Here is a 13,256-nt window from a genome sequence, read left to right on the forward strand (position 1 = left end):
GAGTTCTTTCTCGGGAGTATTCTGTGGTTAGCTTTGATGATTTAAAGGTTTCGCTGAGTACGTACATAATGAGGAATAGGCGGGTTACTTACCAGGACCTGCTGAAGTGGTCGTCAAGTAATAAGGTCGGTAATGCCCTACTGTATTTATTAATTAGGGAGTTGATTCGGGAGAAGAGGTTTAGGGTATCTGGTGAGTATGTAATTGGCAGTATTAGGGTGGGTAATGGTGAGGTTAAGCTGTCAATACCAATGTACATAGAGGTGCCGGGCGAGGGCGTTAAATCAACGACGCAGGCCAAACGCCAGGTTAAGCAAAGGCGTGTTAAGAGCTCGAGTATCCTGGAAGTATTTGGCGAGGAAAGGAAAACTGAGGTTAAGCAAACCGTCGTAGAGGGTGGTGAGGGCGAGAAAAGGAGGGAGGGAGAGGTTAAGACCGTGGCTTCAGAGACTAAGCAGGGGGAAGAAAAGCAAGGGCAGGAGTTGAATGTTGCAGAACATAAGGAGGTGGAGGGTGTTCAGGAGGGTGGTAAGGCTGAGGCTAGTATTAAGGAGGGAGAGAAGACGGAATCGACAGGGACTGTTAATGCTGAGGGTGCGGCAGTCCCAATTGATTACTCCACAGTGGCTATGGAGGATTTCGCAGTAATGCTTAGGAGGGCTATTGAGGAGGAACTACCGCAGAACAGGGAGGAGGGCTATAAGATCGCAATGACGATGCTAAATTATTTGCAGAGGTACTGGAGCGTCGGTGAGTTAAGGCTTAAGCTCGACATTGCTAAACAGTTTGGTGGTGTTAATGAGAATATAATGAGGATTGAGGACGGCGTTTTAAGGGCCTTAGGAAACTCGGCATTATCGAGATTGTCGAGCCTGGCGTTATTAATAGGGTCAGGGAATTACCAAAGGACTTTGTTAAGGTTAGGCTTGACTCATTATTTACCTGATTTAAGCAGCCAATTGCTTAAGTCTCTCAGGCGTTGTGTATACCTCGGTTCTATGACCCTTTGAGACGAGTACAAGTGTACCCTTGCTCGCCAGTGTCCTCAGTATTTGATAGGCAACGCTCATTTTTGTATTGAATCTCGTGGCTACAAGGTAAGGCGTTACATACTCCCACTTAACAATCTCCTTCTCAACGTCACTAAGGAGTTTTTGATCAATGAGCGAAGCCTTAACTGTCGGTCTCTCCTCGGCGGGTGCTCTCCTACCCTTTGCAGCTGGTTTAGCCTGAGCCTGCTGCTGCTTCTCCTGTTTCTTTGCTAATTGTGATAATGTTGGTTTCTTCTTACCACCCATAGAGGTCAAGGTCTTAACGCCAATCCCCTTTATAAACTATTCCTCGCAGAATACACGAAATAGGTATTATGCCCATGATTGTGTCGGAAAGGTTTTTTTAAGTGCTTTTTTTAAATCATGAATAATGCCAAATCCCACTTATCGCATTGAGAATATCGTCGCCACGGTAAACCTCGGCATTGACCTAGACCTAGATAAACTCGCAGAGAGACTTCCCGCAGCTGAGTATAACCCAGAGCAATTCCCTGGATTAATCCTGAGATTGCAAAGGCCAAAGATATCAGCATTGATATTCAGGACAGGTAAGATGGTATGCACTGGCGCCAAGAGTGAGAATGAGCTTAAGAGGGCTGTTAAGGAATTGGTGAGGCTGCTCAATGAGCATGGGCTGATGTACCACTCACGCCCGAGATACAGGTACAGAACATAGTGGCCTCCGGCAACCTCCACGCTGAAGTTGACATTGAGAAGTCAGCCCTAATGCTTGAGAATTCGATGTATGAGCCCGAGCAATTCCCCGGCCTAATCTATAGGATGGATGAGCCCAAGGTCGTCCTCCTAATATTCAGTTCAGGAAAGATAGTCTGCACAGGCGCCAAGAAGGAGCAGCAGGTTAGGGATGCCGTCTTTAAGATTCACGATATTCTCAAAGACATAGGAGCTTTGTACGAGGAGGAGGGAGGTAAGGAGGAAGAGGAGATTTAATGACCATGTTCCCAGAGGCTGTGCCCATAATTCATCAGGAGGTTAATCACATACCGAATCTAGTATTCACTAGCAAATTAGCGCTGGAGGTGAGGGATGACGTAGATTTAAGGATACTCAAAAAAATTGGGATCACTGAGTAAGGAGGTAATTGGTATCATCAGGGTCAATGACGAGTTCAACACCAAGCTGCCAAGTTCTCTGGGCAGGTTTAATAAGACTATTGTTCTCCTAGGGCCTGGGGTTGGCATATCATGGCTTAAGTATGTAATGAGCCTTACAAACACAATAATAGGATTCACTCTCGATTCATTGATGAGGTTCACGAAAATAAGGCCAAGCCTACTTAACATACCTAGTGAGTTGTTCATAGATCCAGTAATTGATGCCAACGATGTTATGGTGGTTCCCAAGGCTTTACCTAAGGTTGTCATTGATTGGTTAATGGATTATGTGGATTCAGGGGGTGACTTATACGTATTAGTACGTGGTGATTCTATTAATGATATTAATTTGCTCATGCATTCACGGTTGGTCTTTACTTATGACGTTAGATTAGCCGAGCTCTATAATGGTATTATTAAGGGTAGCTTCATGGGCGGTCTTAAGATTAATGTCGGGGCTAAATGCAGGTTCTGCGACAATGCGTCAAACCCACTATGTTTATTGACCTGCCCCAGCGTTGACTTGGTTAGGGAGGTTGGGGTTGAGTAATTATGAGCCTAGCGAAGAGGAAGGGCTCGGCGCATGAGAGGGCTTTGGCAAATAGGTTATGGGATATGGGGCTTGCAGTCCTCAGGGGTTGCTCATCAGGCGGTGGTGTTAGGAAGAGGTTTGTGCCAGACATCGTAGCCATGGGCCTGGATTTGTACTCGTAATCGAGGCGAAGTACAGGTCTGAAAGGGGTTCCATAAGGATTGAGGGTGAGAAGGTGGAGAAGCTTCTTGAATTTGCACGTAGGGCAAGGGGTGATGCATACATTGCCGTGAAGTTTAGGGGTGATGATTGGCGTTTCCTACCAATCACCAATGGGGGTGACCTTGTTGTAAGACCTGACGATCTAGGTAATGCCTATACGCTCGAGCAATTGATCAATAAGTACATGAGCAAATCCCTGACAGAGTTCCTGAAGTAGTTGAATGATTAACCTTAATAATTTCCCAAGTACTAGGTAGTTAATGTCGTCGACCGTGCAGCGGGAGATTAAGACATTTGTTGACCAGATGCTTAAGGCATCAGAGACAAAGTCCCTCAGGTTCACGCGGGTTAGTGTTAAGGGTTCTGAAAGGGGTCTCGAGGTGAGTATAAAGATATACCTTGAACACCCAATGAGGCTTAACAGTATTTATGAGCTGGCAAGAGCTGTGACCAATAAGTACGGCGTTGCCATGGATGAGGTAATGATATACTCACCCCACTCAAGGGCCATTAGGCTATCCTTCATCATTAAAAGGTGAATTTGCGGTAAAGCTTATTTAATTGTAGGGATTACCTAGAGATTAATGAGCACGCAATCATACATTAAATGGCTTGGTCACGCAGCCTTCGAAGTTATGCTAAGCGGTAAGAAAATATTGATTGATCCCTGGATCTCCAACCCACTATCACCCGTAACCCTCAATGAGATAACCAATGTGGACTACATACTCGTAACCCACGACCACTTCGACCACCTGGGTGAAGCAGTTGATATTGCCAAAAAGACTAATGCAACGGTGGTCGGTGTCTTCGAACTGGTTAATTACCTTAGTGAGCAGGGCGTTAAGAATACCATAGGAATGAATGTTGGTGGTTCCGTTAAATTGACGAGTGAGATTGAGGTCTACGTAACACCGGCACTGCATAGTTCGAGCAGGGGCGTGCCCGTGGGCTTCATAATAAAGGCTCCTGAGGCAACCATCTACCACGCTGGGGATACCGGTTTATTCAGTGAGATGGACCTGCTCGGCAGGTTGTTTAAGATTGACGTGGCCATGCTACCAATAGGCAGCCTATTCACCATGGACCCAAGGCAGGCAGCCTACGCATTAACAATGCTCAGGCCCAGGGCCGTAATACCCATGCACTATAATACATTCCCAGACATTAAGCAGGACCCACAGGTGTTTAAGGAGCTTGCTGAGTCGATGCTACCCGATGTTAAGGTATTCATTTTGAAGCCTGGCGAGACTTTACAATTGCCAATCAAATAATTAATTGTTACCAAGCCCTTAATATTTAAAATCCCTCATTCACATCGTTGCTGGTATGGTTAATTTCGACGTTATTGTCGTTGGTGCAGGCACAGCCGGTTCATACGCATCCTACCTACTCGCTAAGGCGGGGCTTAATGTGGCGTTAATAGAGATGAAGAGGAGGGATAAGGTCTTTAAGACGACTGGCGACGCAATCGGTATTCATCACATTGAGCGAATGAGCATTAAGCCGCCCAGTGACGTCATCATGATAAGGTATGAAGGTGCGGAGTTGTATAGCCCTGACCTGTCGGTTAAGTACGTGGTTCTTGGCAAGGGTTTTGGGCTTGACATGGCTAAGTGGGCGCAGTGGCTGATTGGTGAGGCTGAGCGGGCTGGTGCGCACATATTCGATAATCATAAGGTTCAGGGACCAATAATTGAGAACGGTTTCGTCTCGGGGGTTAGGGTATTGAAGCCTGATGGCTCGACCGAGGACTTCAGGGCTAAGGTTGTAATTGATGCAAGCGGTGTTGGAGCCGTCGTTAGGAGCAGGCTTCCCCGTGAGTGGTGGGTTTCTGAGCCGTTACTGCCTGAGGACGTTTCAAATGCCTATAGGGAGATTATTCAGGTTGATTATGATATTGAGAAGCCTGAGTTCATAAAGATATACCTTGACGCCAACATAGCGCCGGGTGGTTATTGGTGGTTGTTCCCAAAAAGCCGAAACACGATGAACATTGGGCTTGGCCTATGGGGCAAGTTAAGCGAGGAGCAGGGATTAAATCCTAGGCATAATTACGATAGGTACCTAGCCAACAGCAATATACGAGGGGTAGGAAGATAATACATGTGGGTGGTGGTATCGTACCCACACGTAGGCCTTTGCCATCACTCGTGGCCAATGGCTTCCTGGCCGCCGGCGATGCCGCGGTTACGGTAAACCCAGTGCATGGTGGTGGTATAGGTCCTGCCCTCCTCTCGGCTGAGTTAGCGTCAAAGGCTGTGATGGAGGCTTTTGAGAAGGGTGATTTCACAGAGAGGGGATTATGGAGGTATAACATTGAGTACCTTAAGGCCTACGGCATTAAGCAGGCAATGCTTGATGTGTTTAGACTAATGCTTCAAACACTCACTAACGACCAATTAAATAGGGGGTTGAGGGCTAGGCTCCTTACTGAGGATGAAGTGCTCGAGATATCCGAGAAGGGCTCACTGGAGTTATCCTTCATTGATAAGTTAAAGATTGGTCTGCGCCTAATGAAGGTGCCTGACGTAGCGGCTAGGCTTAGACTTGCGTTGAGGTACATGAATGAGGTTAAGAGCCTGTACGAGGCTTACCCAGGGAGTCCCGAAGGCTTGTCAAGTTGGTATAGGAGGTTGGTGAGTATTTACCGTGAGTACACGGGTAAATTGGGTATTTCAATGAAGTGGTTAGGTAACGCTTAATACCCTAGGCACATTCTTATCAAATGGTGGGTAGATAATTCCCTTTTCCGTTATTAATGCAGTGACGTACTTAGGAGGCGTGACGTCAAATACTGGGTTAAACACTGGAACATTCTCAGGGGCTATTGGCACACCCCTTATCTTCCTAACCTCATCTGGATCCCTCTCCTCAATTTTAACATCCTCAACCCTGCTCTTAAGGTCGAAGGTTGATGATGGGGCTATGGCGTAGAATGGTATGCCGAGTTCATGGGCTATAACGGCCTCCTTAAACGTGCCAATCTTATTAAAGACATGCCCGTCCCTAAGTATCCTGTCTGCACCAACCATGACGCTATTTACCATGCCCCTATACATCACATAGCCAACGGCAGTATCTGTTATTAGCGTGACTGGTATACCATCAACCATCAACTCATATACGGTTAACCTGGCGCCCTGAAGCCACGGCCTAGTCTCCGGCGCGATAACTGACACCCTAATACCCAGCGCATGAGCAACTCTTACTGGTGCCGTGGCTGTACCAATGCCAGTACCAGTCGCTAACCCACCTGCATTACATTGTGTCAGTATTGTGTCTCCATCATTAATCTTTTCAAGTCCGTAAATCCCCATCATAAGCTCGGCATTAAATTCCTCATCAAAGATTGCCTTAGCCTCCCTCTTTAATACCTCAACCAACTCCTTTATACTCCTAGCCTCACCATTATTTACTGCATCCCTAGCCCTATTAAGCATCCTCTCCGTGGCCCAAAACAGGTTTTGGGCTGTTGGCCTTGCCGCATTAAGAACATCCCGGGCCCTGGATAGTTCTTTCAGAGAATCATCTAACGTTAATGCTTTGCTGTGCGCTACGGCTAGGACCATGCCATAGGCTGCCGTTATGCCTATCGCAGGTGCCCCACGCACAATCATTTGCCTAATGGCGTCAGCGTGGATACTGGGTCCCTCAGCTCCACGTAAGTTTCCTCAAAAGGTAGTTTCCTTTGGTCAAGCAATACCAGGGTATTATCCTCGTCGCGCCAAATTATTGGCCTTAACTTGGGTTTTACTTTGCTTTTCAATTCCTCAAGATCAATCCTCATACTCAACTGATAATATCAATAACTTTTTAAGCCTTTTCGGCGATTTCCTAACCCAGGTACTTCTCACGTAGGTAGTTCAGTAGGTACGTGGGGTTGTATGTATCGTTGAAGGACCTCATGAGCAACTCCTTAGGTGGGTATATGGCGCCGTGCCTGCAAATCCTGTCCCTAAGGAACTCCTTAATCTCATTAAACTTCCTATTAGCCACTTTATCCTTAAGTCCAGGCAGCTTTGCGTAAATCATGCCAGCAATGACATTACCCAATGTGTAGGTTGGGAAGTAGCCGAACGATCCCTGGGACCAGTGGATATCCTGGAGAACACCCTCCGCGTCATTCCTAGGCCTGACGCCCAGGTACTTATCCATGAAGTCAATCCACAGCGAGGGTAAGTCGGAGACGTCCAACTTACCTGCTATCAACCCTTTCTCAATCTCGTAACGTAGGGCTATGTGGAAGTTGTAGGTGACCTCGTCGGCGTCTACCCTAATGAGACTTGGCCTAACGATGTTGAAGTACTTGTAGACATCCTCCTCACTATAGTCCCTGAGGAATGGCAATCTTTCCTTAAGTAATGGGTAGATTAAGTGCACGAACTCCCTACTCCTACCAATAATGTTCTCCCAAAACCTTGATTGACTCTCATGAACTCCCATGGAGACTCCACGCCCAACTGGCGTCATTTCCAGGATGGTCGATCATTAATTCATACATTGCATGGCCGCTCTCGTGAATTACTGAGAACATGGTTGACCTGAAGTCCTTTCCCTCATACCTGGTGGTTATCCTGACGTCATTGATGGACATGCTTATTGTGAATGGGTGTGCAGATACGTCCATCCTGAACCTAGTGCCCACGGGCATGTCGAGTATCTTAAGTAACTCCTCATTGATCGACTTCATGACATTAACGTCATAAGGTACATCCTCAAGTGGGTGCTTACTTGGGTATCTACCCTCACTTAATACTTTATCAAGTATTGACTTCAGATTGGGAAGTAATTCATTAAATATTCTATCGGCATCATTAACTGTGAAGCCCTCCTCATACAGGTCCAGCAGCGCATTGTATGGATGTCCCTCATAGCCAAGCTTATCGGCAATAACCCTCTCCAACTCCACAATCTTGGACAAGTACGGTTTAAACTTCTCGAAATTCGACTCCTTCCTGGCCTCCCTCCAAACCACGGCAGCCTTTGTGGTGGTCCTATTCAACTCCTCAATGACCTCAGGTGGTATTGACGTGTAGTACTTAAGCTCCCTCTTCAAAACCCTAATAACGCCCCTCTCGAAGTCCGTCAAATCCTTGACCTCCTCATACTTACTAACTAAATCCCTAAGCCTAAGCAGGTACTCCCTACGTATAAGCGCCAACTGCGCCAACGCCTCGCCACGTGCTGACGCAGCCTCAACAGGCATGTTAACCTCCAGGTCCCACCCAAGTAATGAATTTGCATGGTCAAGAGCCCACACGAACTTATACTCCCTAAGTAGATCGTCAATCCTCATCAACCCGTTTCTTGCATCGTTCTACTTAAGTATTTCCTCTACTACACGAATTAATTAATAGGGATACCAAATTGTAAAGTCGGATTGCGGTCTTTAACTTGCTTAGTGAAAGGTTCCCAAGCCCAAGCTCCCTCCTAACATCACTTATTAACGAACCGCAATTATCCATATTTACACCCAACTTCTCGCACACGCAGGACCAATCATTGCAGTTCATTACGGCGTTCATGATATCCCTAACCCTATTATTACACGATTTCATGGCTAGGGTGAACACGGTATTTATCAAGTCACCAACCGCTTCATAAATCACGTTCTCAATAACAGTCCTCAACTCGTCAATAGTCAAAACAACTGCTTCCTCAAGATTTATTACCGATACCCCCAACTCATCGGCGAGTGCCTTACTTGAGTCGTTACTGAAGCCCCTGGCCACGATTAGGGGCTTGGCATTTAGCACCTTGGCATTGACATATGCCTGCCTAATGGCGCTGACATCAACCTTACCCGACTTAACCTCGACAGCATACTTATTGCCTGACCCATCCTCAGCCACTATATCGACCTCGCCAACCTCAACCCCATTAACCGTGACCTTAACCCTCCTGCCAAGATCCTAAGTCCAAGCCTACTTAATAACTCGGCCACGTAATCCTCAAACCTAATACCTACATTAGCCACTGCAACTAGTAATGGCGCAAACCCTTTAATTAATTTTGATACTCATTATCACTAATAATTAATAAGTTAGTGATGATGGTTTGCAGCCCTGACTGCATGACGAAACCGCTGAAGACTGAGGTCACAGTTTGAGGTCTGTCTGTGGGTTAGCCATGGCATTCATTACCGTGTTCTTGAGCTTCATGTATTGATTAACGGAATTACTAATCATACTATTCACCTCATCCTTCGTGAATGCACCCGTAACCTTCTGAATAGCCACTATATCGCCACCAGCAATGCCCGTTATGTAAACACCGTCTGATAGGTCCTCCTCCTCGCGGGTTGGATCAACGAGTAGGAAATTACCTATCTTAACGTGCGTTATTGTTAGTGGCAACTTATCAGTATTGAACTTGAGAGGTGACCTAACACTCCTATCAATTTTCAATATATTACCTGCAGGGTCAAGCTCCACCCTTGGTAATGCGGTGCTCATTAATGCGGTTACGGCGGCTATTGTTGATGCATCAACCAGGTTACCATCATGATTAAGCACGTATATGTCGACCCATAGGAACCACGCGTGCTTACCCGTAACTATCGATAATGATTTAAAGTCCAGGAAACCACTATGCCTTATCGCCCTATCCACAACCCTTGCTATCTCGATCGCATTCTCATCAGGCGGTCCCGGCTCAACGTCTGGGGATGCCGTTGGAGCTATTTCCAAGTTAACGATTAGTGCACCCTCATCTGGCGTGTCCTCGAAGGGCTTACCAACCTCAACCTTAACTCCTGCCATAACCTTTGTATTACCAAGGGATACTAATGAACTCCCATCGGCTGTTTTTACGACGTTTACCCTAATACTTAGTTCCCTGTAATCGTTCAACCCCCTATTATCAATCCTAACACCCTGCTCAATCATCTTCCTCATAACATCCTGCTTAAGCTTAGGAATAACACCCCTCTCCTGAGTTACACTCAGCATTTAAGGAGGCTGTTACTCAAGCCCTTTTAATTTTACTCACCATAATGCTTTGATTAAGCAATGATCGTTACTGAGGGCTCAACGTACTTGCCCTTGAGAGTCTCTTTTTCCATTCTATATATCTGCTCAGCAGCCTTAAAGGCAAGGTCAAGCGCCTGGTTAACCTCCGCTGGCGTCCACTCACCATCCGCCTGCATCAGGGTTATCAACCCACGCCCATACATTATGGCCAGGGGCATGTCGCCCTCACCGTATTGATCCTCGAGTTGGTTAAGGTCCACGACTATGGTCCCGGACACCTTACCTATCGAGACGCCAACCAGCAAGTCCCTCATTGGTATACCCGCATCCGCCAAAGCCAATGAGGCGGCTGTTATGCCAGTAACCCTGGTACTACCATCTGCCTGGAGAACCTCTATGTATACGTCAATTGTCGTTCTCGGGAACCTCTCAAGAATAACTACGGCTCAAGCGCCGTTCTAATCACCTTGGAAATCTCGATCTCCCTCCTGGACGGTGTTGGGCTCTTCCTACCCTCAGACGTGCTGAATGGAGCCATGTGATACCTAACCCTCAATATGGCCCTGTCCGGCAATTCCAGGTGCTTCTGTGGTACCTCCCTTGGCCCATAAACAGCTGCGAGTATTACGGTGTTACCATAAGCAACCAATGCGCTGCCCTCGGCATTGTTTATTACGCCAACCTCCATCCTAACGGGTCTATGCTCATTCGGTAATCTACCATCGCTTCTTCTGCCATTAGCAAGCAATGGTACAGGAGGCTGCTTACCCATTAAGCCACCCCTCGCCTTTTGGTATAAAAGCATTTTTAAGGCAGTGACTCCTCTAGTTATTTGTATGGTTACGATCAGGGAGGCCCGGGAAAGTGATGTGGATGTGCTGGTAGATCTCTTGGTTAGATTAAAAAGACTTAATAGTGAGTTTGACCCATTATTCAGCACGAGGAGTGACTGTGCAGAGCGTACCAGGGAATACCTATTAAACACAATACGTGATAACAAGAACCACTTGGTGCTTGTTGCTGAGGATATGGGTAAGATAATTGGCGTGTTGAAGGCCGACATTAGGGAGCGATTATTCTATTCACCAAGTATTGAGGGCGCCATCGTGGACTTTTACGTAATGCCTGAGTACAGGCGTAAGGGCCTGGGTAGGACAATGCTTGAAAAGGCCATAATGATGCTCCGTGAGAGAGGCGCTCAATTAATAACGGCTGAGTTCCCAACGCAGAACCAAATAGCGGTGAACTTCTACAATAAGATGGGGTTCAGATCACTCGTTAGCATCTATGCGAGGGAGACCTGAGTCAGGGCAAGTCAAAAACCCTCGCAATCCAATCCCCCATTTTATTACCAACCATTACGTAAACCTTTATCCTGGGGCACTCATCCATTATGACGATAGGCACTATGATCATGCTAAACAATAGGTTATTAGCCTGATAACCTTCGCCGCAATGGGTTCAAGCCTATCCACGGCCTCCCTAGCCCTAGGCGCGTAGTTACTGTTCGTGGTTATGACATCACCAATCAACGCGCCAATGGGCTTACCACCCTGGATTATCATCGCATAATCATTGCTCTGCTGTGTAGTAACTAGGCTTAGATTTACCGTAACATCAACATCACCGAGAAGGCTCATTAGGTGAAAGCCCTTATTGCTCACTAAGTAATTGAATATTGTAATCACCTGATTCAATACGCAACCCCTGGGTAGGTCGTTCACGGTGAAGCACCCACTACCCCTTAGGTAATTATCCAGGGCCTTTGAGTATTGAAGACACTTAAACTCATCACTACTCATTATGATCTCCAGCAGGTTACTCGTGTAGTTAATCTCGTCTCTCCTCGTAAGCCCCAGAAGCTTTATCGAGTCATTTATCGGCAATCCCTCCGCCATCCTCTCAATTACCTCCCTCAATGCGCAGTTCCTAATGGCAATCCTATAAAGTAAATTGGGTAATTCCGAACCACCACTAATTACAGCTTTACCTAACTCCTCAGCCTCCCTCGCCAATTTACCCTGCCGCCAAAGACCTAGCGCCGATAGGGTTGGAATGATGACCCTATAATTCGACCTACTAAGCCCGTGGGAGTCCAGGTACTTCATTATTAACTCCGTATCATCACCACCCTGCCTATTCCTTACCAGGAATGCGATCATGTCGAGCAACTTAGTGATTGGTATCCTGATGTACCAACCCCTCAGGGTGCAGTTACTTGACTTTAGGGTATCACTGCTCTCCTTAACCGTTAATAGGTCCTTAATCTCAGTACTTAATGAATCGATGAGTTCGTTAATGGACTTAGCCTTAAGAATGCGCGTCGCCCCATCACCCTCAATAATCACTTGATACTCATCACTCTCCTGAATAATCCTAATGCTTAGGTCCACAGCACATCAATGACCTGTCACTATTTAAAGCACTCATTTCAGCCATAGCTGTAATACCCACCACAATATTACCAGCCTTATTATCCTGTGAATAAAAATGCTTTAAATGGCTTAAACATAGATACCCGTAATATGACAGCCAGCGTGATCACCGTATTAGAAGCCCTAGTAATAATAGGCACGTCATTATGGGCAATACAATACCTAATTTCAAGGAAGGTCCACGCATATGAAAGACCATCATTAACCAATACCCAGGTTGAGAATTTACCAAAGGTTTCAATCGTAGTACCCGTTTATAAGGAGCGGAGACAAAGTATTGAGAAGACCCTCGACAGCATATCATCGCAAAACTACCCTAAGAACCTCCTCGAGGTCCTAATAATTGTTGATAAGGACGATATGCACACCCTCAATGAGGCGCTAAAGGCCGTCGAGAAATTCCTAAGCTCGCTCAATGTTAAGATGGTGATTAATGAGAATTCTGGACGTAGGCTTAAAGCCGTGGCTATGAACACCGCGATTAAACATGCGGGAGGCTTGATAATCGGCTTTTACGACGCTGATGACGTGTTTCCAAACGACCAGGTTCTCAATGCCGTTCTCCTAATGATTGAGAGGAATTACGCAGCCGTGGGCACCAGTTTATAGGTTTAGGAATAGCGTGCTTGGTGGCTTAATGTACCTTGAGTCAATGGTTTGGTATAATGCAGTCATACCATTTCTAAAGTCGACAATCAAGATAACGCCGCTATCCGGGGAGGGGCTCTTCATAAGGAAGGACGTCATCGATTCAATACCACTTAGCCTAGCTGAGGATGCATTATTATCGTTAAAGCTATCCAGCCATGGATACTCAGTGGGCCTCCTTGATTCCTACGTGTATGAGTTGGCGCCTGTGAATATAATTAGTTTCATAAGGCAGAGGATTAGGTGGAATAAGGCTATGCCCAGAACCTGGTTTTGAT

At 46.4% G+C, this 13,256-nt stretch carries 14 protein-coding genes and 5 pseudogenes; 11 read left to right on the forward strand and 8 right to left on the reverse strand.

Translation table 11 applies throughout. The features are described from left to right. Positions 1–23: 23 nt before the first annotated feature. Positions 24–1,010, forward strand: a complete 987-nt coding sequence (locus JCM14467_RS09960; protein WP_252901327.1) for a hypothetical protein — start codon at positions 24–26, stop codon at positions 1,008–1,010. Here the strand turns inward: JCM14467_RS09960 and JCM14467_RS09965 are convergent. Then, complete coding sequence (locus JCM14467_RS09965) at positions 948–1,298, reverse strand: 30S ribosomal protein S25e (protein ID WP_054850013.1); 351 nt, start codon at positions 1,296–1,298, stop codon at positions 948–950. The genes JCM14467_RS09960 and JCM14467_RS09965 overlap by 63 nt on opposite strands. A gap of 124 nt (positions 1,299–1,422) precedes the next feature. On the opposite strand from JCM14467_RS09965, the pseudogene JCM14467_RS09970 reads away from it, so the two are divergent. The 7 genes and pseudogenes from JCM14467_RS09970 (at position 1,423) to JCM14467_RS20090 (ending at position 5,626) form a co-directional block, all read left to right on the forward strand. Then, positions 1,423–2,003: pseudogene (locus tag JCM14467_RS09970) on the forward strand (TATA-box-binding protein). Positions 2,004–2,129: 126 nt separating this feature from the next. Then, the gene (locus JCM14467_RS09975) at positions 2,130–2,717 is read left to right on the forward strand and encodes a hypothetical protein (RefSeq protein WP_054850014.1); all 588 of its coding nucleotides are present in this window, start codon (positions 2,130–2,132) and stop codon (positions 2,715–2,717) included. Between the two features lie 2 nt (positions 2,718–2,719). Further along, positions 2,720–3,138 (forward strand): annotated as a pseudogene (gene hjc / locus JCM14467_RS09980) (Holliday junction resolvase Hjc). A gap of 43 nt (positions 3,139–3,181) precedes the next feature. Beyond that, positions 3,182–3,460, forward strand: a complete 279-nt coding sequence (locus JCM14467_RS09985) for a hypothetical protein (protein WP_054850015.1) — start codon at positions 3,182–3,184, stop codon at positions 3,458–3,460. A gap of 45 nt (positions 3,461–3,505) precedes the next feature. Then, on the forward strand, positions 3,506–4,195 hold the full coding sequence (locus JCM14467_RS09990) for a metal-dependent hydrolase (protein WP_054850016.1): 690 nt from the start codon (positions 3,506–3,508) through the stop codon (positions 4,193–4,195). Between the two features lie 55 nt (positions 4,196–4,250). After that, entirely contained in the window at positions 4,251–5,024 is a 774-nt protein-coding gene (locus JCM14467_RS20085) for an NAD(P)/FAD-dependent oxidoreductase (protein WP_342765518.1), read from the forward strand. Between the two features lie 5 nt (positions 5,025–5,029). Next, positions 5,030–5,626, forward strand: a complete 597-nt coding sequence (locus JCM14467_RS20090) for a hypothetical protein (RefSeq protein WP_342765519.1) — start codon at positions 5,030–5,032, stop codon at positions 5,624–5,626. On the opposite strand, the pseudogene JCM14467_RS10000 reads toward JCM14467_RS20090, so the two are convergent. From JCM14467_RS10000 to rrp41, 6 genes and pseudogenes are all read right to left on the reverse strand, one after another. Continuing rightward, positions 5,612–6,711, reverse strand: a pseudogene (locus JCM14467_RS10000) (S-methyl-5-thioribose-1-phosphate isomerase). The gene JCM14467_RS20090 and the pseudogene JCM14467_RS10000 sit on opposite strands and share 15 nt — an antisense overlap. A gap of 47 nt (positions 6,712–6,758) precedes the next feature. Further along, positions 6,759–8,220, reverse strand: a pseudogene (locus JCM14467_RS10005) (carboxypeptidase M32). Positions 8,221–8,245: 25 nt separating this feature from the next. Further along, the gene (locus JCM14467_RS10010; protein WP_252901328.1) at positions 8,246–8,776 is read right to left on the reverse strand and encodes an endonuclease; all 531 of its coding nucleotides are present in this window, start codon (positions 8,774–8,776) and stop codon (positions 8,246–8,248) included. Then, a complete protein-coding gene (locus JCM14467_RS19510; protein ID WP_256359240.1) occupies positions 8,776–8,901 on the reverse strand; it encodes a hypothetical protein in 126 nt (41 codons plus the stop codon). The genes JCM14467_RS10010 and JCM14467_RS19510 overlap by 1 nt, the downstream gene beginning before the upstream one ends. A gap of 121 nt (positions 8,902–9,022) precedes the next feature. Then, positions 9,023–9,874: an exosome complex protein Rrp42 gene (rrp42, locus tag JCM14467_RS10015; protein ID WP_054850017.1), complete on the reverse strand. Its 852-nt coding sequence runs from the start codon at positions 9,872–9,874 to the stop codon at positions 9,023–9,025. 53 nt (positions 9,875–9,927) lie between these two features. Beyond that, a pseudogene (rrp41, locus tag JCM14467_RS10020) lies at positions 9,928–10,667 on the reverse strand (exosome complex exonuclease Rrp41). A 64-nt stretch (positions 10,668–10,731) separates the two neighbouring features. On the opposite strand from rrp41, the gene JCM14467_RS10025 reads away from it, so the two are divergent. Then, complete coding sequence (locus JCM14467_RS10025) at positions 10,732–11,199, forward strand: GNAT family N-acetyltransferase (protein ID WP_054850018.1); 468 nt, start codon at positions 10,732–10,734, stop codon at positions 11,197–11,199. Positions 11,200–11,307: 108 nt separating this feature from the next. Here JCM14467_RS10025 and JCM14467_RS10030 read toward each other — a convergent pair whose 3' ends face one another. Next, the gene (locus tag JCM14467_RS10030) at positions 11,308–12,288 is read right to left on the reverse strand and encodes a hypothetical protein (protein ID WP_252901329.1); all 981 of its coding nucleotides are present in this window, start codon (positions 12,286–12,288) and stop codon (positions 11,308–11,310) included. A 132-nt stretch (positions 12,289–12,420) separates the two neighbouring features. On the opposite strand from JCM14467_RS10030, the gene JCM14467_RS10035 reads away from it, so the two are divergent. After that, positions 12,421–12,939, forward strand: a complete 519-nt coding sequence (locus JCM14467_RS10035) for a glycosyltransferase (protein ID WP_054850019.1) — start codon at positions 12,421–12,423, stop codon at positions 12,937–12,939. Positions 12,940–12,952: 13 nt separating this feature from the next. Next, positions 12,953–13,255, forward strand: a complete 303-nt coding sequence (locus JCM14467_RS10040) for a glycosyltransferase family 2 protein (protein ID WP_054850020.1) — start codon at positions 12,953–12,955, stop codon at positions 13,253–13,255. Position 13,256: the final 1 nt, after the last annotated feature.

The sequence above is a fragment of the Vulcanisaeta sp. JCM 14467 genome, from assembly GCF_001316245.1.
Taxonomy (GTDB): Archaea; Thermoproteota; Thermoprotei; order Thermoproteales; family Thermocladiaceae; genus Vulcanisaeta.